23 protein-coding genes and 1 pseudogene are annotated in these 20708 nt (G+C 68.4%); 10 read left to right on the forward strand and 14 right to left on the reverse strand.

The features are described from left to right. Nucleotides 1–3: 3 nt before the first annotated feature. Together INT49_RS19055 and INT49_RS19060 are read right to left on the reverse strand one after the other, a co-directional pair. The gene (locus tag INT49_RS19055; RefSeq protein ID WP_193119331.1) at nt 4–498 is read right to left on the reverse strand and encodes a hypothetical protein; all 495 of its coding nucleotides are present in this window, start codon (nt 496–498) and stop codon (nt 4–6) included. A 94-nt stretch (nt 499–592) separates the two neighbouring features. Next, nucleotides 593–853 carry a GrpB family protein gene (locus INT49_RS19060; RefSeq protein WP_193119332.1) on the reverse strand — a complete coding sequence of 87 codons (261 nt, stop codon included), beginning with the start codon at nt 851–853 and terminating at the stop codon, nt 593–595. A gap of 234 nt (nt 854–1087) precedes the next feature. Here INT49_RS19060 and INT49_RS19065 point away from each other — a divergent pair, with 234 nt between their 5' ends. The 6 genes from INT49_RS19065 to INT49_RS19090 all read left to right on the forward strand — a co-directional run bounded on the left by INT49_RS19065 (nt 1088) and on the right by INT49_RS19090 (nt 5178). Beyond that, nucleotides 1088–1363 carry a type II toxin-antitoxin system ParD family antitoxin gene (locus tag INT49_RS19065; RefSeq protein WP_193119333.1) on the forward strand — a complete coding sequence of 92 codons (276 nt, stop codon included), beginning with the start codon at nt 1088–1090 and terminating at the stop codon, nt 1361–1363. A gap of 156 nt (nt 1364–1519) precedes the next feature. After that, nucleotides 1520–1813 (forward strand): hypothetical protein, encoded by a 294-nt coding sequence (locus tag INT49_RS19070; protein ID WP_193119334.1) that lies wholly within the window; start codon nt 1520–1522, stop codon nt 1811–1813. 130 nt (nt 1814–1943) lie between these two features. After that, entirely contained in the window at nt 1944–2375 is a 432-nt protein-coding gene (locus INT49_RS19075) for a VOC family protein (protein WP_193119335.1), read from the forward strand. A gap of 263 nt (nt 2376–2638) precedes the next feature. Next, nucleotides 2639–3013: a YciI family protein gene (locus INT49_RS19080; protein ID WP_193119336.1), complete on the forward strand. Its 375-nt coding sequence runs from the start codon at nt 2639–2641 to the stop codon at nt 3011–3013. A 21-nt stretch (nt 3014–3034) separates the two neighbouring features. Then, entirely contained in the window at nt 3035–4297 is a 1263-nt protein-coding gene (locus INT49_RS19085) for an RNA polymerase sigma factor (RefSeq protein WP_193119337.1), read from the forward strand. Further along, the gene (locus INT49_RS19090) at nt 4294–5178 is read left to right on the forward strand and encodes an aminoglycoside phosphotransferase family protein (protein ID WP_193119338.1); all 885 of its coding nucleotides are present in this window, start codon (nt 4294–4296) and stop codon (nt 5176–5178) included. Before INT49_RS19085 ends, INT49_RS19090 begins: the two co-directional genes overlap by 4 nt. 18 nt (nt 5179–5196) lie before the next feature. Here the strand turns inward: INT49_RS19090 and INT49_RS19095 are convergent, their stop codons facing one another. The 8 genes and pseudogenes from INT49_RS19095 to INT49_RS19125 all read right to left on the reverse strand — a co-directional run bounded on the left by INT49_RS19095 (nt 5197) and on the right by INT49_RS19125 (nt 11582). Next, nucleotides 5197–6168, reverse strand: coding sequence for a GNAT family N-acetyltransferase (locus tag INT49_RS19095; RefSeq protein WP_193119339.1), 972 nt, complete (start codon nt 6166–6168; stop codon nt 5197–5199). An 80-nt stretch (nt 6169–6248) separates the two neighbouring features. Continuing rightward, nucleotides 6249–6518 (reverse strand): type II toxin-antitoxin system RelE family toxin, encoded by a 270-nt coding sequence (locus tag INT49_RS19100; protein ID WP_319021707.1) that lies wholly within the window; start codon nt 6516–6518, stop codon nt 6249–6251. A gap of 25 nt (nt 6519–6543) precedes the next feature. Beyond that, entirely contained in the window at nt 6544–6792 is a 249-nt protein-coding gene (locus tag INT49_RS19105) for a type II toxin-antitoxin system prevent-host-death family antitoxin (protein ID WP_193119340.1), read from the reverse strand. Nucleotides 6793–6863: 71 nt separating this feature from the next. Next, the gene (locus INT49_RS19110; protein WP_193119341.1) at nt 6864–8075 is read right to left on the reverse strand and encodes an MFS transporter; all 1212 of its coding nucleotides are present in this window, start codon (nt 8073–8075) and stop codon (nt 6864–6866) included. Between the two features lie 159 nt (nt 8076–8234). Beyond that, complete coding sequence (gene mraY, locus INT49_RS19115) at nt 8235–9335, reverse strand: phospho-N-acetylmuramoyl-pentapeptide-transferase (RefSeq protein WP_193119342.1); 1101 nt, start codon at nt 9333–9335, stop codon at nt 8235–8237. A gap of 185 nt (nt 9336–9520) precedes the next feature. Further along, nucleotides 9521–9958 carry a GNAT family N-acetyltransferase gene (locus tag INT49_RS19120; RefSeq protein WP_193119343.1) on the reverse strand — a complete coding sequence of 146 codons (438 nt, stop codon included), beginning with the start codon at nt 9956–9958 and terminating at the stop codon, nt 9521–9523. A gap of 294 nt (nt 9959–10252) precedes the next feature. Then, nucleotides 10253–10357: pseudogene (locus INT49_RS21325) on the reverse strand (AAA family ATPase); the annotation flags it as partial. A gap of 59 nt (nt 10358–10416) precedes the next feature. Beyond that, nucleotides 10417–11582 (reverse strand): IS3 family transposase gene (locus INT49_RS19125; RefSeq protein ID WP_193119344.1). Its coding sequence is split into 2 segments (ribosomal slippage): nt 10417–11306 and nt 11306–11582, totalling 1167 coding nucleotides; the frame shifts between segments, so codons are not numbered across the junction. Nucleotides 11583–11652: 70 nt separating this feature from the next. Between INT49_RS19125 and INT49_RS19130 the strand changes: the two genes are divergently transcribed. The 3 genes from INT49_RS19130 to INT49_RS19140 all read left to right on the forward strand — a co-directional run bounded on the left by INT49_RS19130 (nt 11653) and on the right by INT49_RS19140 (nt 14784). Next, nucleotides 11653–11793, forward strand: a complete 141-nt coding sequence (locus tag INT49_RS19130; protein WP_193119345.1) for a hypothetical protein — start codon at nt 11653–11655, stop codon at nt 11791–11793. 190 nt (nt 11794–11983) lie between these two features. Continuing rightward, nucleotides 11984–13398, forward strand: a protein-coding gene (locus INT49_RS19135; RefSeq protein ID WP_193119346.1) for an IS3 family transposase whose coding sequence is annotated in 2 segments (ribosomal slippage) — nt 11984–12329 and nt 12329–13398 — 1416 coding nt in all. Because the reading frame shifts where the segments join, the coding sequence is not laid out codon by codon here. A gap of 60 nt (nt 13399–13458) precedes the next feature. Then, on the forward strand, nt 13459–14784 hold the full coding sequence (locus INT49_RS19140) for an ISL3 family transposase (RefSeq protein ID WP_096166782.1): 1326 nt from the start codon (nt 13459–13461) through the stop codon (nt 14782–14784). Nucleotides 14785–14884: 100 nt separating this feature from the next. Here the strand turns inward: INT49_RS19140 and INT49_RS19145 are convergent. Then, nucleotides 14885–16287, reverse strand: a protein-coding gene (locus INT49_RS19145) for an IS3 family transposase (protein ID WP_377802274.1) whose coding sequence is annotated in 2 segments (ribosomal slippage) — nt 14885–15930 and nt 15930–16287 — 1404 coding nt in all. Because the reading frame shifts where the segments join, the coding sequence is not laid out codon by codon here. Nucleotides 16288–16828: 541 nt separating this feature from the next. On the opposite strand from INT49_RS19145, the gene INT49_RS19150 reads away from it, so the two are divergent. Beyond that, nucleotides 16829–17371, forward strand: a complete 543-nt coding sequence (locus tag INT49_RS19150) for a hypothetical protein (RefSeq protein WP_193119347.1) — start codon at nt 16829–16831, stop codon at nt 17369–17371. A gap of 45 nt (nt 17372–17416) precedes the next feature. On the opposite strand, the gene INT49_RS19155 is transcribed toward INT49_RS19150, so the two are convergent. The 3 genes from INT49_RS19155 to INT49_RS19165 are packed head-to-tail and all read right to left on the reverse strand — an operon-like array spanning nt 17417 to nt 20632. Then, complete coding sequence (locus INT49_RS19155; RefSeq protein ID WP_193119348.1) at nt 17417–19348, reverse strand: FtsX-like permease family protein; 1932 nt, start codon at nt 19346–19348, stop codon at nt 17417–17419. Nucleotide 19349: 1 nt separating this feature from the next. Further along, nucleotides 19350–20060, reverse strand: a complete 711-nt coding sequence (locus INT49_RS19160; protein WP_193119349.1) for an ABC transporter ATP-binding protein — start codon at nt 20058–20060, stop codon at nt 19350–19352. Further along, nucleotides 20057–20632, reverse strand: coding sequence for a PadR family transcriptional regulator (locus INT49_RS19165; protein WP_193119350.1), 576 nt, complete (start codon nt 20630–20632; stop codon nt 20057–20059). Before INT49_RS19165 ends, INT49_RS19160 begins: the two co-directional genes overlap by 4 nt. Between the last annotated feature and the right edge of the window lie 76 nt (nt 20633–20708).

Below are 20708 nucleotides of genomic sequence, written 5' to 3' on the forward strand. Positions count from 1 at the left end.
AAGCTAGCGCTCGCAGCGTAAACACCCCCGTGTCCACGAACCGGGGGTAGGCCCCGTTCGTCCTTCCCGGCGATCAGCAGCGACCATCCGGTGCACGAGGGACTCGCGGAGAATCCCGAGGACCAGGTGGAGACCGATCAGGTCGTTTCCGCGTCCGAACCGCGCGGCGGCGAGGGCCGCGTCGAACCGGACCTCGTTGTCGGAGGCCGGGGCCGGGACGTCCGCCTCGGCACCGGTGATCGTGAGGTCGATCCGTCGACCGTCCTCGAGCACGAGGCGGATCACCTGCCTGTCCGCGTCCCGCGCCGTCTGGGACGCCCAGATCCGAGCGCCCAGCACCGAGCCGAGATCCACGACCGAGGTGGTGCGGACGGCGACATCGAGATCGCTCCACGAGTCCAGGGAGTCGGGCTCGACCACTGAGCCATACGGAGTCACCTCGGCGTCCGGGAGTCCTCTGCAGAGCTCGGCAAGGGAGTCGATCTGCCATCTGCGCATAGAGACAGGCTATGGCCCGGAGATCTGGTGGATCTGGTTCGCGGATTCCTGATCTCGGCCAGCACCAGACATCGAGGACGGAGACCAGAACTCTTCACCGATATCGGGACCGTCGACGCCAAGCTCTCGCCTCGAGCATGAGCCCGTCGACAACGTCCTGCTTCAGGTCGACGTACAGAGAGCGACGCTCCCGATGCTCCCGCGCGAGGGAATGTTTTGCCGACTCGTAGCGATCAGCTGCTGCTGGCACAGCGCGCAGGAAGTCCCTGAACACCAGGTACTCCTCGAGCGTCGCCGAGCCGACGGGCTCGATGCGGGCACCATGCAGCACTGCTGCAATCTCGGCGGCGCTCACGGAAAACCTCTCCGGCCAGTCTCTGTCGTACGGAACGAGTTCGACCACCGTGTGCGCCCTGTCTGCCATGGCTTCACGATACGGCGGCGCCTGAAACTGTCCTCCTGGAAGCTCTCCTGAACTGGCCGCCTGACTCCCGCGGCGATCGAAGCCAGAACGGGCACTGGACGTGCACTGGCGCAAGTGGTCCCCAGGAGAGATGATTGGCATAAAGTGCCAACGGAAGGAAACGCCATGGCAACTCGGAATGTCGTCCTCAGCGACCATCAGCACGAGCTCGTGAACTCCCTTGTGACCTCAGGGCGATATCAGAACGCCAGCGAGGTCCTCCGTGCCGGCCTTCGCCTGCTCGAGCAACGGGATGCAGAAGACGCGGCACGCCTTGCCGCGCTTCGTGCAGCTGCCGACAGAGGCTGGGCCGACGTCGCGGCGGGTCGCTTCCGTGACGTCGACGACTCCACCCTCGACGGCCTGATCGCACAGCTCGGGGAACCCGGCGCCGAGTCCTGACGGCTCCAGACCACGCCCAGCGTCAGCCATCGATGTCCACCCCCGGTCGGACCCTGGCCATCCCGCGGACGGATCCGTCGGCCCCCACCCCGTTCCTACGCTGAGTTCACCTGCCCGGGACACCGCGCGGGACCGCCTCGGAACGAAGGGATCGCCTTGACCACCTACGGCACGATCACCCCTCACGGAACCGGCAAGGGCACCGCCAGCCTGCTGCTCGGGGTCCTCTCCCTCCTGGCCGGATGGACGCTGATCGCCCCCGTGCTGGGCCTCATCCTCGGGTTCATGTCCCGCGGCAGCGAGCCGTTCGCCCGCGGCCGCGCCGCCTGGGGGATCCTCCTGAACCTCCTCGCGATGATCGGCTGGATCATCGGCGTGGGCCTGCTCCTCGCGACAGGGGTCGGTGCGGCGCTCTGGAGCCTCGACCTCGGGGCCCTGTTCGGCGGCTGATGCTCCTGCACCTCCGCGCTTCTGCACCCGGGGCCTCCTGCACCCCGGCTGTTCCACTCGTCGGCCCGGGGGCCTACGCTCACTCCAGAGCGCCCGGCATCCTGCCCGCGCCGACGTCGAGGAGGACGCCATGCCCGCAGCCCTGCACCCCTACCTGAACTTCCCCGGAACCTCACGCGAGGCCTTCGAGTTCTACGGCCAGGCCCTCGGGGCGATCCCGCAGTTCGCCACCTTCGGCGAGTTCCACGCCGTCCCCGAGAGCGACCCGAACGCCGACAAGATCATGCACGGGTCCCTCGAGGTCACCGACCTGATCCGCCTGTACGTCTCCGACCACGTCGAGGGCATGAGCCCCGAGGGCTTCGTCCCGGGCAACAATGTGTCCCTGTCCCTCATGGGAGACGACGAGACCCTGCTGCGCAGCGCGTTCGAGCGCCTCTCCGAGGGCGGCACGATCACGATGCCGCTCGAGAAGCAGATGTGGGGCGACGTCTACGGCACCTTCACCGACCGGTTCGGGATCATCTGGCAGGTCAACATCAGCGCTGCCGAGCAGGCCTGAGCTCAGAGGTATGCGCGGGTGATCAGCTCCAGGTAGTGCCCGGAGGGGTCCAGCAGGCACACCCCTCGACCTCCGTGCCCGTGGTTGATCTCCCCGGCAGGTAGACAACATGCTGGGGCGTCGTCGGCCGACCGGAAGGTGCCGGCGTCAGCCTGTCCGCAACCCCGTCGCCCCGGACATGTCGAGAACCCCGGATCTGTTCCGACCACAGGACGGAGACGCCGCACGGCGACTCCTCTCGACCCCTCTTCGAAGGAGCAGTCATGAAGTACGTCATCCTCATCCACTCGAACCCGCAGCCCTGGGGCCACCCCACCGCGGACTATCTGCCCGAGCACCAGGCCCTCCCCCAGGAGGAGCGCGATGCCGGCGGAAAGGCGTTCGACGAGGGTTTCGCCGAGGTCATGGACCGCGGAGAGCTCGTGCACGCCGAGGCGCTCGGCGCCCCGTCGGCCTCCCGCCTGTTCCGGTGGAAGGACGGGCAGAAGGTCGCGATCGACGGCCCCTATGCCGAGGGCAGGGAACATCTGGCGGGGTTCTTCGTCATCGATGTCGACACCCTCGAGCGCGCCGAGGAGATCGCGAACCTCTTCGGAGCGCGCGGCGAGACGATCGAGCTGCGCCCGGTGATGAGCTAGGGCCCGACGGGTCCTGAACGCATGGCCGACCTGACGGCGGAGGCCGACGCGTGGAAGGACGTGTGGCGCGATGAGGCGCCGCACGTCCTCGCCGCGCTGCTGCGCCGTCATCGGGATCTCGCGGACTGCGAGGACGCCGTTCAGCTCGCGCTCCTCGCCGCCGCCGAGCAGTGGCCGCGCGACGGCCTGCCGACGACCCCACGCGCGTGGCTGCACCGGGTCGCCTCCCGGCGCCTGGTCGACATCATCCGGGCCGACGCCTCCCGGCGGGACCGGGAGGCACGCGCCGCCCGGCTCGAGGTCCGCGACCTCGGAGACCAGAACCTACCCGAGGACGACAGCGGCAACAGGGACGACGGGGACGACGGGGACGACACCCTGACCCTGATGACGCTCTGCGCGCACCCCGCCCTGACCGCGCCCTCGCAGGTGGCGCTCACCCTGCGAGCGGTCGCCGGTCTCACGACCGCGGAGATCGCGACCTGCTTCTTCGTGCCCGAACCGACCATGGCGCAGCGGATCAGCCGCGCCAAGGCCACCCTGCGCGCCCACGGGGCGATCTTCTCCCCTCCCACTCCGGCCGAGCTCCCGTGCCGGCTCCATGCCGTGCGCCATACCGTGGCCGCGATCTACACGCAGGACCACTCCCTGGCCGAGCGGGTGCGCGGGGCAGATCCGCTGCTCGGGGAGAGCGCCGTGCGGCTGGCCCGGGAGGTGCATCGTGCGCGGCCGTCGGAACCGGAGAGCGCGGGTCTGCTGGCACTTCTCCTGCTTACCCACGCCCGCTCACCCGCCCGCCTCGACGCGGCCGGGGAGATCGTGCCGCTCCCGGAGCAGGATCGCCTGCTCTGGGACCAGGACCTGATCGCGGAGGGCATCGCGCTGCTCATTCCGACGCTGAGCACCGGATACGTCGGCGCGTTCCAGCTGCAGGCCGCGATCGCCGCGGTGCACGCGGAGGCCCCGTCGTTCGCCGCGACGGACTGGCCGCAGATCCTCGAGCTCTACCGGATGCTCGAGCGCGTCGACCCGACCCCGTCGGTCGCGCTCGGCCTCGCGGTCGCGACGGCCGAGGTGGCGGGGCCGCAGGCCGGTCTCGATCTGCTGGCCCGGAGCCCTGAGCAGAGCCACCGCCACCAGGCGGTCACCGGGCACCTCCTGGCCCGGCTGGGCCGGGAGGCCGAGGCGAGGGAGGCGTTCCTGCGCGCGGCCGAGGGCACGCACAGCCTCCCCGAGCAGCGTTACCTGCTGCGTCTCGCCGGCCACGGCAGGATGACCTCATGATCACCGCGCCCTCCTCGTTCCGTCGGATGCCGCGCTGGTGGCACGACGAGCCCGGACGGGCGTGGCTGGACCGGCTGCCCGCGCTGGTCGCCCGACGGTGCGAGGACTGGGGCCTGGAGGTCGACGGAGACCCCGTGCACGGCTCGAACGCCCTGGTCGTCCCCGTGCGTCAGGGAACGCTCGGGGCAGCGCTGCGGCTCTCCCCTCCCGGGGACGATCTGGCTCTCGAGTGCGCGGCGCTGCGGCACTGGGACGGCCGCGGGGTCGTGGAGCTGCTCGACAGCGACGAGGCGGCGGGCGTGATGCTGCTCGAACGCCTGGACCCCTCCCGCTCCCTGTCGGCGCAGACCCCGCAGCGCTCCGCCGCCGTGCTCGGCACCCTCACCCGCACTCTCGCCGTCCCGGCCCCGGAGACGGTACCGAGCACGGGCGAGATCGCCGCCGACGAGGCCCGCGCGGCCACCGCCCGCTGGGAGGCCCTGGGTGAGCCCGTTCCGCGCACGCTCCTGGAGGCTGGGATCGCCGCCGCGGGCCGACGCGCCGCCGACGATCCCGGGCACGGCTCGGTCGACGGGGACCTCCACGACCAGCAGGTCCTCGCCGGGACACGGCATCGGTGGACGGTCGTGGACCCGGTGCTGCTGCGCGGGGACCGCGAGTACGACGTCGGCCGCGTGCTGTGGTCGCGCCTGGACGAGCTGCCGGCCGATGAGGACGTCCGCGGGGCGCTGGGCGCCTTCGTCGAGGCGGCGCAGATCCCGCCAGGGCGGGCACGGGACTGGGTGCTCGTGCGCTCCCTGTCCTACCTGCTGTGGGGACTGGAGCACGGCCTGACCCGGGACCCGCCGAAGTGCCGGCGCCTGCTGGAGCTCTTCGCCTGACGGCCAACTCCGGGCCGATCAGCCGACGGGCCCCTCGAGGATCGTCAGCTGATCGGCGGTGTGGAAGCCGAACGCGCGGTTCAGCGCGAGCATCGCGGCATTGTCCAGCGCCGTATAGGTCTGCACCCAGCGGGCCCGCCCGGCCTCCTCGAGCGTCATCAGGTTCTCGAGGTTGGCGAGCTTGAGAGCCCGTCCCACGCCGTGGCCGCGATGGTCGCGATCCACGAGGGTGTCGTCCTGCGTGATGATCTCGGGGTCGTGGCGGCTGACGAAGATCTCCGTGTAGCCCACGCTCACGCCGTCGAGCCGGGCGAGGCTGCGCACCAGGATCCAGCCCTGGTCCGCCATCCGCTGCTCCCCGCGGCGCACGGAGTCCACGTCGCCGCGGGAGGCGGGACGGGTGAGGTCGCCCATCGGCACGTCCTCTTCCATCTGCGTGGTCAGGCGCGCCCAGTCCTCGAGCACGTCGTCCGGGCAGGCACCGGTCCACGACCGCACCTCCACCTCAGACGGTGCCGGGTGCTGCGCACGCAGCACCTCCAGGTCTATGGGAAGGTCGAGCAGGAGCCGATGCTCCTGGTTCCCGACACGCAGCCCGAGCTCGGTCGCGAAACCCTTTCCGGCCTCGGAGTACGTCTCGGCCTGGACGATCTCGGCCACGCCGCGCAACCGAGCCCTCACCGCCTCGGCGAGGGCAGTGCCCACGCCCTGACGGCGGGCGTCGGGCAGCACGGAGATCTCCACCTCGGCGGGCTCCCCGGGGTCCGCGCTCGCGCTCGCAGCGCCGACGGGCCGTCCGTCCAGCGTCGCGACCAGCAGCACGGACGTCCGTTCCGGCTTCGGGTCGCCGTACTGCGCCAGCACGGCTTCGTCGCTCGCCCACCAGGCGGCCTCGCGCCCGGCGTTGAACCCGTCCCTCAGCAGGGCGTTCCAGGCAAGGAGATCCTCCGCGCGGGTCGGATCGACGTCGGTGATCTGCACGGTTCTCATGCACCCATCGGATCACGACTGTCTGCTGCCGCGCGACTTCTTTCCACGGTGTCGCGCGATTCGACGTCCTCCGCCGTTCGTCAGCGATAGACCTCTCTGCGGTGCCCTATGCGCACAACCTGGATCGAGATCTTCCCGTCCAGAATCTCGTAGACGATTCGATAGTCCCCGACACGGATTCGGTAGGCGCCCCCACCATCAGTGAGCTTCGTACATCCTTCAGGACGGGGATCCTCGACGAGTGCTTCGATCGCTTCTACGATGCGCTTCCGCTGCTTCTGCGGCTGGATCTTCCGCAGAGCCTTCGCAGCGTTGTTGCTGTAGTCGATCCGGTCCGCTGCAGGCAGCACGGGAAAACTGTCTGAGCCGGACTGCTCAGAGTCCAAGCTCAGCCATCAGTTCACGATGGGAGACCCGCGGCTCATCACTCTCACGAGCCTCGTTCGCCGCCTGTGCGTCGATCTGGTCCTCGAGCGCTTCGATCGCGCGGTCGAAGAATTCCGGGGAGACCACTACGGCCCGACGCTGCGCACCCCGGGAGGTGATGACGAGGGGCTCGCGATGGGTGGAGGCGATGAGGTCGCTCTGCCGGGCACGGAACTCGGACATGCTCACGCTGTTCATGACGTAAGCGTACAACTTGTACAAGATGTACGCAATGCGTTTCCAGACCGCCCGCGCTGCACACACCCCGCTCAGCGAACGGGTTCGAACTCCTCGGACCGGTCCTCGTCGGGGATGGAGCGCGGAGCGGTCGAGGGGGCCAGGAACACGGCCACGAGCACCACCGCGAGCGGCACCACGAGGGCGAGACGCAGCCCGATGTGCTCGCCGAGGAAGCCCAGCGTGGGCGGGCCGACGAGGAACGCCAGGTACCCGATGGTCGAGGCCAGGGCCACGCGTCCGGCCGGGTTGGCTCCTGAGTCGCCTGCTGCCGAGAGCGCGAGCGGGAAGCCCAGCGAAGCGCCGAGGCCCCACAGGATCACGGCGGCAACGGCCACGCCCTGGCTGTCGACGAACGAGATCAGCGCGAGGCCCGCCGCGGCGAACAGCGCGCTGACCATGAGCACGCGGGCGCGGCCGGCCCGGGCCACGATCGGTCCGCCGGCGAAGCGGCCCACCGTCATGGATGCCGCGAAGAGGGCGAAGACGCTCGCGCCCATGGTCGCCCCGAAGCCGTGGCCGTCGACCATGACCAGCGGCAGCCAGTCGGTGGCGGTGCCCTCGGCGAGCGCCATGGCCAGCACGATGCCGCCGATGAACAGCAGTCGGGTGTCCTTCCAGATCGCGGGGCCGGGCGTCGCGGCCTGCTCCGTGCGCTGCTGGGAGGAGACGAGGCCGGTGCCGGCGGGGATCGAGCGCAGGGCCCAGATCAGCAGCACAGCGCCGAGCGCTCCGGTCAGCGATAGGTGCGCGGCGACGGGGAACCGGACCGCGTTGGCGAGGATGCCGAGACCCGCACCGATCACGGTGCCGAGGCTGAAGCACCCATGCAGGGCGGGGAGGAAGGGGCGCCCACCGATCCGTTCGACGTCGGCCCCCTCGATGTTCATGGCGACCTCGCCGCCGCCCATGCCGGCGCCGAACAAGGCCAGCCCGAGCGCGACCAGCACGGGCAGCCCGGCCATGGCTCCGAGTCCGATCGTGGGCATGGCCAGCACGATCAGCGACGATCCGACCAGGACGACGGGGCGGGTGCCCCACCGCATCACGAGCGGTCCGGAGGAGAGGATCCCGATCATCGAGCCGACGGACAGACCGAAAAGCACCATGCCCATCTGCGCGGTGGAGACCTCCAGCAGATCGCGGACCACGGGGGTGCGGGTCACCCACGCGGAGACGCTGAGGCCGGGCAGCAGGAACAGCGCGTACAGCGCCCAGCGACGGCGACGCAGAGGGATGGGCACGAGGGCTCCTCGAGGGGATGGCAGGGCGGCGGGGCCGACGACGGGGCGACGGGATCCGCCGCAGTGCACGGGCGTACACACCGTGCAGAGCAAACCTATCCCCGTTCGCACGGGAGCGGGAGAGGGGCCCGGCCCTCGGGAGAGCGGCGGCACAGCGCGTCACCCGTCGAGGAGCACCCACTCCCCGTAGAAGATGCCCAGGCCCGCCGCGACGCAGATCCCACAGATGATCCAGAAGCGGATCGAGACCGTGATCTGCTCCCAGCCGAGCATCTCGAAGTGGTGGTGGATCGGGGTGATCAGGAAGAGCCGCTTGCCCACGCCGCCGTTGCGGCGCTTGGTGAGCTTGAAGTAGCTGACCTGCAGGATCACCGACATGGTCTCGAACACGAAGAGCCCGCCGAGGATGACCATGAGCAGCTCGGTATGGGTCATGATCGCCATGCCGGCCAGGGCGCCTCCGAGCGCGAGCGATCCGGTGTCCCCCATGAAGAGGCGCGCCGGGGAGGTGTTCCACCACAGGAAGCCGATGCAGGCGCACATGATGCACACCGCCACCAGCGCCAGGTCCAGCGGGTCGCGCACCTCGTAGCATCCGGTCGACGTGACCCGTTGGCAGTTGTGGATCCACTGCCACACACCGATCAGCACGTAGGCCCCGAACACCATGACGCAGGCACCGGCCGCCTGGCCGTCCAGACCGTCGGTGAGGTTCACGCCGTTGCTCGCCCCGGTGATCATCAGGACGGACCAGGCGACGAACAGCAGCAGGCCGATGACGGTGCCGAGCACGGCGAGGTCCACCCAGGTATCGCGCACGAAGGAGATGCGGAAACTGGCCGGGGTGATCCCCTCGCGGGGGAACCGGGTGGCCAGGAGGGCGAAGCCGACCGCCACGACGATCTGGCCCAGGAGCTTCTGCCCGGAGCGCAGGCCGAGGGACCGCTCGCGCCTGATCTTGGTCCAGTCGTCGAGGAAGCCGATGAACCCGACCCCCGCCATCAGGAACAGCACCAGCAGCCCCGAGATCGTCGGCGCGCTCCAGGTGGCCAGGTGCGCCAGGGCGTACGCGACGACCGTGGCCCCGATGATCACGAGACCGCCCATCTGCGGGGTGCCGCGCTTCGAATGGTGGCTGGTGGGGCCGTCGTCCCGGACGAACTGGGCCCAGCCCCTGCGCTGCGCGAGCGCGGTGTAGGAGCGGGTGCCGACCAGACTGATGGCGAGGGCGACGACGGCGCCGAAGAAGACGAGGTTCACCGACGCGCTCCCTCGAAGCGGTCGAGCTCGGAGCCGTCGGGCAGGATCGGGTTCATCTGAGGGCCATTCATTCGTCGGTCCATCCGTGGGGGAAGTCCGCCCGGGTCACGGGGGTCGAAGGGTCAAGGTATCGCAGTGCCCGGAGATGCCCTCCCGGCGAGCGCCGCACACGGACTGTCCCGGGATCAGCGGAAGGCCTTCTTGAAGTACGTCGCGGACTCGTCGTACCCGATGGAACGGTAGAAGCCCTCGGCCCTGCGGGTCGCGACGGCGAGGTAGGCGATGTCGAAGTTCTCCGTGGCCCACTGCTCGGCGGCAGCCATCAGCGCACGGCCGCATCCGGTGCCGCGCTGGTCCTCCCCCACCATCAGCTCCTCGACCCAGCCGATCATCCCGTCGGCATGGAACGCCTCATGGACGAGTACGTGCACGTAGCCGACGAGGCTCCCATCGTGCTCCGCGACGAGCACCGCGGCGCGGGGATCCTCCGTGATGCCGCGCAGGCCGGCCCGGAAGCGCTCGCGCGTGGGCTCGTACGAGGTGGCGAGGGCCGAGGCCAACGGCCACAGCTCCGCCTCATCATCGACGCGCGCCTCACGGATAACCGGTGTCGTCTCTGCCATGTCGGCACGCTATCTCGCACTGCCACACGGCTGCCGACCTTGACGGATGCAGGGGCCCGATCACGGCGACCCGCAGAGAAGATGCGGGACAAGTCCAGCACACGTCCTGGCGCCGCTGGCGCACGGCTCGCCGAGGGCAGACCCTCCTGATGCCACGTTGAGGTGGTTGGCGCTGCACGACGGACAGATCTGTCACGAAATACCCGGCGGGGACCCTACTCGCAACCGTGGCGACGCCATTGTCTGTGACTTCGTTCGTTAATCGGCGGGGTTCTTCAGACGCTGTATAGCGGGTCAGGTGACTCCGATGACCAGGGTGCTCTGGGCGGCTTCGATGACGTCGTTGGTGATGGTGTCGATTTCGTTGATTCTCAGCACGCGTTGGATCTGGGGGAGGACTGCCGCGCGTTTAGGTGACAGTTTGACCTGACCTATGGCCTGGTTTCCACTCTCGATCGCTAGCTTCCGGTGGTTGCGAGTGCCTGCGGGGTGCGGGCGAGGTCGTAGTCGTTCGGTGTCGCGTACTCGAGTGAGGAGTGTCGGCGGCGGCGGTTGTAGAACACCTCGATGTACTCGAAGATCGCGTTCGCGAGTTCGATCCGGGTATTCCACTTCTTCCGGTTCAGCAGCTCGATCTGCATGCTCGACCAGAACGATTCCATCATCGCATTGTCCAGGCCGTCTCCCACGGTCCCGAACGAGGGCAGCAGGCCCGCGGAGCGGATCTTCTGCGTGAAGACCCAGGAGGTGAACTGGACTCCGTGGTCTGCGTGCACGATCCCTCCAGGATCTGGCTGGCGTGCTCGGATGGCCATGTCCAGGGCGTTGACGACCAGGGTGGAGTCCTGCTTGGAGTCGATGGCCCAGCCGATGATTTTGCGGCTGCAGGCGTCCAGGACCGCGGCGCAGTAGACCTTGCCTTCTCGGGTGGGGTGCTCGGTGATGTCGGTGACCCACAGTTCGTTGAGCTCGAGGCGATGGAATTTCCGGTTCACCAGGTCGTCTGCGGTGGCGACTCCCTTGAGGCGCTTGATGCGGGCCGGCCCAGGGAGTCCTCCGATCCCCGCGCGGGTCATCAGCACCCAGACGAGTCGACTCGAGCAGGGGATGTTCATGCCCATGGTGAGCTCTGCGTGGATCCGGCGGTAGCCGTAGGTGCCACGAGAGGCGATGTGGATCTCGCGGATCAGTCCAGTCAGCCAGCGTCGGCGGAGCTCGGTGGCGCTGGTGGGACGCTTCCGGTAGCGGTAGTAGCCCTGGCGAGAGACGCCCAGCAGGCGGCAGCAGGTGTGCACTGGAGCTCCGGCGTCGACGAGTCGGTCGATCACCGGGTGCGCCCTTTTGGGTCCACTCCTCCCTCCTCGTCGAGCCATGTCGCAGCGCGGCGGAGGATCGCGATCTCCTGCTCGAGCTGCCGAACGCGACCGCGAGCCGCGCGGAGTTCGGCAGACTCGCGACTGCTGAGTCCAGACCGGCGGCCGTGGTCGATGTCGTCCTGTCGGAGCCAGGTGTGGAGGGTGACCTCGTGGACACCGAGGGCCTGCGCGGTCTGCTTGACCTGTCGGCCTTCGCGGACCAGAGCGATGGCCCGGGCACAGAACTCTGGAGGGTACGGGCGGGGCATGCGGTGAGCCTTCCATGAAGACCATCGGCTAGCGACGTCAACTGGAAACCGAGCCATAGGTCAGGTCAAGATGTCACCTATCCGTGCGGCGGTCCCCTTCGGCACCAACCACACCCCGAAGATCCTAGCCCTGCCCGACGCGGCCTGGATCAACAAACCCACCGAGAACAAACAGACCGAAGATCAGGCGACCTACGAACCCGCCGCCTGACTCCCACTGGCCCCATTCACCTTGACAACTTCCGCTCCGAGAACGAGTTCGAGACGGACTCCCCTGCGTGTCAGGGTGAGTTGAGGCCAGAGGTTCATAGCAAGTCCGCCTCCGCAGGGCGAGTTCAGGATCGATCACCATGAGCAGTTCCCCCGTTTCCGTTTTGTCGTCGAGCGTCGATGATGGAGCGATGAGTTCCCCGCAGCATCCTCGAGCCGATGGGCCCCGGCGCCGCTCGTTCACCCCCGAGCAGAAGCTTGCCCACCTCGCCGCATACGAGGAGGCCAGCGCGCAACGCCAAGGAGGTGCCTACCTGCGCCGGGAGGGTCTGTATTCCTCGTTGATCACCGAGTGGCGCCGGCAGCGCGATGCCGGCGTGCTTGAGGGAAAACAGCCTGGCCAGACGGTGGGTCGGCCCTCGAAGGAACAGGCCGAGATCGCTCGGCTGCGCCGCGAGCTGGACCAGACTCAGGAGCGCCTGGATCGCACCGAGACCGCGCTGGAGATCATGGGAAAAGCACGCGCGCTCTTGGAGGACGTCTCCAAGAGCGCGGATACCGAGACCAGGCGCAACAAGCGCTGATGGGCGCCCACGACGATCTGATCGTCGGAGGGACTACCACCCGGGCCGCGTCGGCCTTGACTGGTATCGCCCGCTCCACAGCAGCTCGCCGCACGGCCCGCCCGCTCCCGCCTGCGCCGCGGGACGCCCCGCCGGCCAACCGGCTGGACTGTGCCGAACGAGCCAGCGGGCTGGCCGTGCTCAACAGTTCCGAGTTCGTCGACTCCACCCCGATACAGGTGTTCGCGACGTTGCTGGATCGTGGTGTCTACCTGTGCTCGGTCTCCACGATGTATCGCATCCTGCGGGACAACGCCCAGGTCACAGAGCGCCGCCGGCAGGCTCGTCACCCGGCCCGGGTGGTGCCCGAACTGGTGGCCACCGGCCCCGGGCAGGTCTACACCTGGGACATCACCAAGCTGCCCGGCCCGGCCAAGGGCGTCTACTACGACGCCTACGTGATGATCGATATCTACTCCCGCTACCTCGTCGGCGTCCACGTCCACGCCCGCGAGTCCGGCCCCCTGGCGAAGGAGATGATGCGTGAAGTGTTCGGCATCCACGGCATCCCGAAGGTCGTCCACGCCGACCGCGGCACCTCGATGACCTCAAAGTCCGTGGCCACACTGCTCTCCGAACTGGAAGTCTCCCGGTCCCATTCACGGCCGAAGGTCTCCAACGACAACCCCTACTCCGAGGCGTGGTTCAAGACGTTGAAGTACGCGCCGGTCTTCCCAGACCGGTTCGGATCCCTGGCCGATGCGCGGGCGTTCATGGACGAGTTCAAGGACCGCTACAACCACGAGCACCACCACCAGGGCCTGGGCCTGCACACCCCTGCCGACGTTCACTACGGCCTGGCGACAGCGAAAGCCACCGGCCGCACCGACGTTCTCTCAGCGGCCCGCGCTGCCCACCCCGAGCGCTTCGGTACCGACCACACCCCGAAGATCCTCGCCCTGCTCGACGCGGCCTGGATCAACAAACCCGGCTCTTCAGAGTTGAGTGTGGGCGCGCCGGTGGTGCGGGGTAGCTGGGGATAGACGTCGAGGTCCTCGATGATGAGCGGACTCTTACCTCTGCTCGCACCAAGGACCTCGACAATGCACAACCATAGTTGCGTATGCCCTGACACGCTCGATCGCTGCGACCGATGCGACCTTCTGCTGGACTTCCCCGGCCTCCATCTGGTGGCCGTCTCGAAGGCCCGGGCCGGGCTGGTCCTCGAGGTCGAGTCCTGTGACCCGGTGACGGGATGTCCTGGTTGCGGAGTCATCGCCACTGGTCACGGACGGATCGCGGTTGAGGTGATCGATGCGCCTTGGGCGGGCCGGCCGGTGCGGATCCGCTGGCGCAAGCGCCGCTGGGTCTGCCTCGAGGACGTTTGCAAGGTGGCCACGTTTCTCGAGCAGGACCCGGAGGTTTGCGCCCCGCGGGGCCTGCTGAGCACGCGCGCGATCCGCTGGGCGATCGGTCAGCTCCGCCGTGAGGGAGCGACGATCCAGGGCCTCGCCCGCCAGCTCAGCACGACCTGGAACACGCTCTGGTCCCAGGTCCAGCCCGTCCTGGCCCGGGCCGCGGAAGACCCGTCGCGGTTCGAGGGCGTGCAGGTCCTGGGCGTGGACGAGCACATCTGGCACCACCGTGACCCGCGCCGGCGCGGGCCGAAAGCGCTCACCGGGATGGTGGACCTGACCCGAGGAACCCACCCCACTGCGAGGCTGCTCGACCTCGTCCCAGGTCGGTCCGGGACGGTCTATCGCGACTGGTTGGGCCAACGCGGTGAGAGGTTCCGGGAGGAGATCGAGATCGCGACGCTGGACCCGTTCCAGGGATACAAGAACGCGATCGATGACCAGCTCGAGGACGCCACCTGCGTGCTGGACGCCTTCCACATCGTCAAGCTCGCCGGCGCAGCGGTCGATGACGTCCGCCGCCGAATTCAACAAGAGACTCTCGGCCACCGCGGCCGCAAGGGCGACCCTCTGTTCGGGATCCGGCACATCCTCCGCGCCGGGCGTGAACGCCTCACCACGCGCCAGCAGAACCGCCTGGCCAGGGCATTCTCCGCTCACCCCGATCACGTCGCAGTCGAGGTCGCCTACCAGTGCGCGCAGGACCTCCGAGACGTGTTCCACCAGGCCACACCCGCCCAGGGACGTCGGCTCGCCGAGCAACTCATCGACACTCTGCCGTCCTGCCCGATTCCCGAGATCGCAAGGCTCGGGAAGACGCTGCGTCGCTGGAAGACGGCGTTCCTGGCCTACTTCGACACCGACGGCGCGAGCAACGGCGGCACGGAAGCCATAAACGGGATCATCGAGCTCGGCCGCCGTATTGCCCGTGGGTTCCGGAACTTCGAGCACTACCGCCTCCGAATGCTCCTCATCGCTGGCGGACTCGACGCCTCACCCCACACTCATCTCTGAAGAGCCACAAACCCACCGAGAACAAACAGACCGAAGACCAGGCAACCTACGAACCCGCCGCCTGACCGGAAATTGTCAAGGTGGATGAGACCAGTGGGAGTTAGGCGGCGATCTCGTAGTTGGGCTGGTGCTGCTCTTGTTGGTGGGGTTTGTTGATCCAGGCGGCCTCGGGCAGGGCGAGGGCCTTGGGGGTGTGGTCGGTGCCGAACCGCTCGGGGTGCGCAGCACGCGCCGTAGCGAGGACCCGGACGCGCTCGGTGGCCTTCGCGGTGGCGAGGCCGTAGTGGACGTCTGCCGGGGTGTGCAGGCCGAGTCCTTGGTGGCGGTGCTCGTGGTTGTACCAGGTCACAAACTCGTCGAGGAACCCGCGCGCAGCGGCCAGGCAGGTGAACCGTTCGGGGAAGACCGGCGCGTACTTCAACGTCTTGAACCAGGCCTCGGAGAAGGGATTGTCATTGGAGACCTTCGGCCGCGAGTGCGACCGCACGACTCCCAGATCGCTGAGCAGGGTAGCGACGGACTTCGAGGTCATCGAGGTGCCCCGATCGGCGTGGACAACGTCCGGGATGCCGTGGATAGTGAACACTTCACGCATCATCTCCTCGGCCAGCAGGCCTGTTTCGCGGGCGTGGACGTGGACTCCGACGATGTAGCGGGAGTAGATATCGATCATCACGTAGGCGTCGTAGTAGACGCCCTTGACCGGCCCCGCCAGCTTCGTGATGTCCCAGGTATAGACCTGGCCCGGCCCCGTGGCCACCAGTTCCGGTATCTTCCGGGCAGGATGACGGGCCTGGCGACGGCGCTCTTTGACCATCGTGTGCTCCGCCAGGATCCGATACATGCTCGAGACCGAACAGAGGTAGACACCGCGGTCCAGCAGGGTGGCGAAGACCTGCATCGGAGTGGAATCGACGAACTCGGTACTGGTCAGCACGGCCAGCACCGTGGCCCTCTCGGCGCAGGTCAGACGGTTCGCCGGCTCCCTCGCTTCCAGCGGGGTGGGCACTGTCCGGGACCGGCGGCGCAGGGCCGTCGCGCGGGGCACCCCGGTCAGGCCAGCCGCGGCCCGGGTATTGGTCCCCGAGATCGTCAGCTGGTCATAGGCGTCCATCAGCGCCGCTTGCGCTTCGTCTCGGTGTCCGCGCTCTCGGAGATGTCTTCCAAGAGCGCGCGTGCTTTTCCCATGATCTCCAGCGCCGCCTCGGTCCGGCCCAGCCGCTGCTGGGTCGTCTCCAGCTCTCGACGCAGCCGGGCGATCTCAGCCTGGTCCTTGCTGGGCCGACCAACACTCTGACCGGCCGACTTGCCCTCGAGCACCCCGGCGTCACGCAGGCGACGCCACTCGGTGATCAGCGAGGAATACAAGCCCTCGCGGCGCAGGTAAGCACCGCCCTCGTTCTGGTCCCGGGCCTGCTCGTAGGCCTCAAGATGGGCCAGCTTCTGCTGCGGGGTGAAGGTGCGACGATGAGGCCCGCCGGCACGGGGATGCGAAGTGCTCATGACTCCATCATCGACCGCGGACGGCACTGCGGAAAGCATGGAACTACTCATGGTTGTTGATCCTGATCTCGCCCTGCGGAGGCGGACTTGCTATGAACCACTGGTCTCAACTCACCCTGACACGCAGGGGACTCCCACTGGCCCCATTCACCTTGACAACTTCCGCTCCGCCGATCTCTGACTCCTCGTCGCGGGGAATGCGTTCAACCGTCAGGAGTCTCCCGGTGGCGTTGATATATCTCATTCAAAAGTGCTCTCTCTCAGTACAACGGGTCTTCAGGTAAGCCGTTTGGCCGATTTAAGGCACCCTACCTGCGCACAACTGTCATGTTGAGCACCACCCTGAATGACAGCTACGGCACCGTAGACTCCCCCGCACCATAGGGTCCGAGTACGCCGTTTCATGACAGATCTGCGACGTCGGCTATGACCAAACAGGATGGGCAATGGCTGGTGCGTCGACCAACGTAGGGCTCCGGTGCGCCGAGCACCGCTGAAGGTCGGGTCCGCTCCGGGGCGCTTGCTTGTTAGCGTCACGACCATGTCGACCCTCTCCCTCGCGTCTCTTCGCCCACTGGCCCGGTTCTCTCGCGATGCCGCGGCGTCCTCAGCCTTCGGCGCCATCCCCGTCGGGCGCCTGCACGGCAGGCAAGCCCTGGCCCTCGTTGCGGCGTCCGCTGCCCTCGGCGCAGCGGGAACGTTCCTCGGCCTCCGGGCCGCCGCGAGAGCACGCACGGCCGCACCCGACGGCTGGATGCCGTGGGCTGCCCACGCACAGGCCGCACCGGCTGTTCCAGCGGAGACGGCGGGAGACGCAGCGACGTCCCGGAAGGGCGAGGACCTCCGGACGCTCCTGCGGAGGTCGGCCATCGCCGCCGTGGCGGGGACGGTGTCCGGCGGCGCCACTGCCATCGGAGTGCTGGCGGACAGGCGCATGGAGGCGTTCTTCACGGATCGGGGTGCACGGCATCCGCGGCTCGCAGTGGGTCTGAGCCAGGGCATCGGCTACGCCGGACTGTTCGCCCTCATCGAGGCCGCAGTCGACGCTCGGGAGAATCCAGGGCACGAGGGGAAAGACGGCTGATTCGTCCCGGGTCAGACGCAGTGCCCCGGCGGAGCGACGCGCGGGTCACGCCCGTCGGATGTGGTCCGGTCGCAGCGGAGCACCGATTCCGAGCGAAGTGATCGCTGCGATGACCACCGACCCGCCCACCACAGCCAGCATTGGCCCTGTGAGGCTCGACAGGCCGAGGTGCGTCGTCAGTCCCGGGTCCATGCCGCGGTTCCCGGTCTCGACGAAGGCGACGGCCACCAGATGCCCGATCGCCAGGGCCGCTCCCCCGCCGACCACCAGAGGCAGTGCCACCTCGAGCCAGTGCGCACGGCGCAGCGCGCCTACAGGAGTGCCGAGCAGTCGAAGGCGGGCGTGCTCCTGCCGGCGTCCGATCGCCAGATCGGCCGTGCCGAGCAGGAAGGCGCCCAGTCCGACGGCCAGGACCACGAGATTCAGCAGCCGGATGGTGTCGATCGTGGCGTGATACGGGGCGAAGTCCTCCGCCGTCCAGCCGATGTGGGCGTCGATCCCTTCGGCATTCAGCTCCGCAGGCAGGTCGGGACGCGGATCAGCGGTGATCGTCGCTTCCAGCTGACCGAACTGCCAGAACTGCTCCTGCGTGACCAGTGCCCGCGGGACGAACAGGGTCGGCGCTGGGTCCGTCTCCTGCCATGCCGGAACTCCCGGCACCCGGGCGAGATCCTTCTCGGAGACGTCGAGCTGCAGCACGGGTTCTCCGTACCCGCCGGTGGTCTCGTCGTACTCTCCACTGAACAGGTCCACGGTTCCTCGCGGCGGCGTCCCAAGGTCGAGATCCCGCGACGCCGGGATCCAGGCAGCGCGATCATCTCGACATTGCCCCACCTCCGGTCGGAGTATGCGGAGCTCCTCGCAGGTTGATACCAGGGCCCAGAAGGAAAACTCCCCCGGGCTGCTTCCCGCGGCGACCACGAGCCCCCGAGCGTTGTAGATGACCTCCCGGGCCCCACCGACCCGTTCCACGGCATCCTCCAGCTCTGCGACGGAGGCCTGATCCGGAACCCGTGTCTCGGCGACGGCCTCAACCTCACGGTAGTGGCGTCCGGCCTGGTAGATCGGGGTGGCAGAGAGGACACTGACAAGCCCTTGTGCAGCCGTCGTCACCACGACGCCGATCACCAGGGCGCCGAGCACTCTGCCGAGCACAGCGGGTTGGGACTGCAGGCGCCGGCCTGCCACGACGGTCACCGGGGTGCCGGCACGCACGAGCACGTCAGCACTGCGCCGCACGAGCAGAGCAGGAAGCAAGAGACTGCCCAGTGCAGCGAGCCCGGCGCCGCCGATGAACAGGACCACGAGCGGGGCGTTGGACAGTCGCGGCAGGCTCCAGCTGAGCATCAGCATCACCAGACCGATCACCAGGATCGCCGCCCGCCAGAGGCCGGGGCGCCGGGCCACCTCCCCGCGAGCGCGCTCAAGATCCTCCCCATGGGTGCGACGGGCCGACGTCGCAGCCCCGGCGACCAGACACAGCGGCACCGCGAACGCGACGATGACCGCCGCCGGCGCGACGCTCGGTGACGGAGTCATCTCAAGCAGCATCTTGCCGGCCCAGGGCACAAGCAGGGCCCCGACCGCCATGCCTCCTACGGCACCGATGAGTGCGGGAGGCAGACTCTCCCCGACTCCTATCAGCACCTGATCTCGCCTGCGCATCCCGAGAAGGTGCAGACGGGCCATGCGCCGCGACCTGTCCTGCTCGGACATGCGACCGGTCGCCGCTGCGGCGGCCAGCACGGGCAGCCCGATCGCGAGGGCCACGATCCCCGGCAGGATCAGCTCGAACACGTCCGAGGCTGCAATTCCCGGGGCAAGACTGCGCGGCCTTCCCGCATCCAGCAGGGACAGCACCACGACCAGCAGCGCACAGCCCATGAGAGAGGTGAGAAGGGCGCTGAGCGCGCGGAAGCGCCCATGGTCGGTGGCACGCAGCGAGAGGGTGAGACCAAGGCGCAAGGACGGCAGCATCTCAGCCCACCAGCTCCCCATCACGCATGCTCACGAGACGGTCCAGGTGTGCGGCGACCCGATTGTCATGGGTGACGACCACCAAGGTCGTGCCCTGCTCCGTGACCGTCTCCATCAGCGCCTCCATCACGGTGTCCGCGGCGACAGTGTCCAGAGCGCCGGTCGGTTCATCCGCCAGCAGCAGGGACGGCTGGTGGACCAGCGCCCGGCCAACCGCAGCGCGCTGCGCCTGTCCACCGGAGACCTGGGCGGCCCGGCGGTCCGCGACCTCGCCCAGACCGAGCCGTTCGAGCATCGCCTCGACAGCGACACGGATCTGTGCCGGCCGGCCACCTAGCAGCTGCAGCGGAAGGGAGAGATTCTCACGCAGAGTGAGCTCGCCGATCAGGTCGCCGAACTGGAACACCATCCCCATGCGCGCCAACCGGAGCTGAGCACGATCCTTGTCCCGCAGACCTCCGAGATCGTCCCCGAGCACCCGAAGCGAGCCCTCATCTGGAACCAGGACGCCGGCGAGCACATGCAGCAGCGTCGACTTCCCGCAGCCCGACGGGCCCATCACGGCCACCTGCTCCCCGGCAGCGATCTGCAGATCGATGCCGCGCAGCGCGGGATCGGCACCGTAGGAGACGTGGACCCCGGCCAGCTCGACGACCGCCGCAGCTCCGGGCTCTGTCGCGGGGCACTCACGGTGGTCGGAGGGGGCGGTCATCGCCGGCCCCCGGCGTCGTCGGCTGGTCCGTCGGTCGTTCCGTCGGCCGGCTTCTCCCACTGCGCTCGTAATGCACCGAGGCGCTGACCGGCCTCCTGGATCCAGCGCAGATCCGCATCGAGATGAGTCAACTCGTAATCGAGCTGCAGCAGAAGCGCAGGCTCGGCACCCCGACGGCGCGAGGTCAGCTCGCGCATGCGCACCATGTGGCTCTCGCGTTGCGCGCTGAGGACATCCTCGGCGTCCCGGCCGGAGAGCAGAGCGATCGATATCCGGGAGAACAGGGTGGAGGCCGCGAACGCGCCCGTGGCCTGCGGTGTATAGATCCAGGTGTCGAGCTCGGTGACGCCCTCCGCCGTGATGCCGTAGAGCTTGCGCTCGGGCCCCGCTCCGGTCTCCACGGTGAGGATCTCCGCCCAGCCCTGGCGCTCGAAACGCGCCAGTGAGGCATAGACCTGACCGAAGGCGAGCGGGCGCTCGGGGGCGAGGAGATGGTCGTAGTCCTGCTTGAGGGAGTAGCCGTAGGCCGGTGACCGATCCAGCAGCCCCAGCAAGGCGTGTGCAGTACTCATGGACTCACTATACATATCGTGTATACCCGCGATGAGTACATCGACGACGCTCGCCCGCCGCAGCTGTCGAACGGTC

This window comes from Brachybacterium tyrofermentans (genome assembly GCF_014897585.1).
Taxonomy (GTDB): Bacteria; Actinomycetota; Actinomycetes; order Actinomycetales; family Dermabacteraceae; genus Brachybacterium; species Brachybacterium tyrofermentans.

Excerpts from the sequence above, each read along its gene's own strand:
- INT49_RS19055 (WP_193119331.1), bottom strand. The coding sequence starts at position 498 with ATGCGCAGATGGCAGATCGACTCCCTTGCCGAGCTCTGCAGAGGACTC.
- INT49_RS19140 (WP_096166782.1), top strand. The coding sequence starts at position 13,459 with ATGCACAACCATAGTTGCGTATGCCCTGACACGCTCGATCGCTGCGAC.
- INT49_RS19130 (WP_193119345.1), top strand. The coding sequence starts at position 11,653 with ATGTCACCTATCCGTGCGGCGGTCCCCTTCGGCACCAACCACACCCCG.
- INT49_RS19080 (WP_193119336.1), top strand. The coding sequence starts at position 2,639 with ATGAAGTACGTCATCCTCATCCACTCGAACCCGCAGCCCTGGGGCCAC.
- INT49_RS19085 (WP_193119337.1), top strand. The coding sequence starts at position 3,035 with ATGGCCGACCTGACGGCGGAGGCCGACGCGTGGAAGGACGTGTGGCGC.
- INT49_RS19165 (WP_193119350.1), bottom strand. The coding sequence starts at position 20,632 with ATGAGTACTGCACACGCCTTGCTGGGGCTGCTGGATCGGTCACCGGCC.
- INT49_RS19065 (WP_193119333.1), top strand. The coding sequence starts at position 1,088 with ATGGCAACTCGGAATGTCGTCCTCAGCGACCATCAGCACGAGCTCGTG.
- INT49_RS19160 (WP_193119349.1), bottom strand. The coding sequence starts at position 20,060 with ATGACCGCCCCCTCCGACCACCGTGAGTGCCCCGCGACAGAGCCCGGA.
- INT49_RS19095 (WP_193119339.1), bottom strand. The coding sequence starts at position 6,168 with ATGAGAACCGTGCAGATCACCGACGTCGATCCGACCCGCGCGGAGGAT.
- INT49_RS19120 (WP_193119343.1), bottom strand. The coding sequence starts at position 9,958 with ATGGCAGAGACGACACCGGTTATCCGTGAGGCGCGCGTCGATGATGAG.
- INT49_RS19150 (WP_193119347.1), top strand. The coding sequence starts at position 16,829 with ATGTCGACCCTCTCCCTCGCGTCTCTTCGCCCACTGGCCCGGTTCTCT.
- INT49_RS19105 (WP_193119340.1), bottom strand. The coding sequence starts at position 6,792 with ATGAACAGCGTGAGCATGTCCGAGTTCCGTGCCCGGCAGAGCGACCTC.
- INT49_RS19090 (WP_193119338.1), top strand. The coding sequence starts at position 4,294 with ATGATCACCGCGCCCTCCTCGTTCCGTCGGATGCCGCGCTGGTGGCAC.
- INT49_RS19155 (WP_193119348.1), bottom strand. The coding sequence starts at position 19,348 with ATGCTGCCGTCCTTGCGCCTTGGTCTCACCCTCTCGCTGCGTGCCACC.
- INT49_RS19075 (WP_193119335.1), top strand. The coding sequence starts at position 1,944 with ATGCCCGCAGCCCTGCACCCCTACCTGAACTTCCCCGGAACCTCACGC.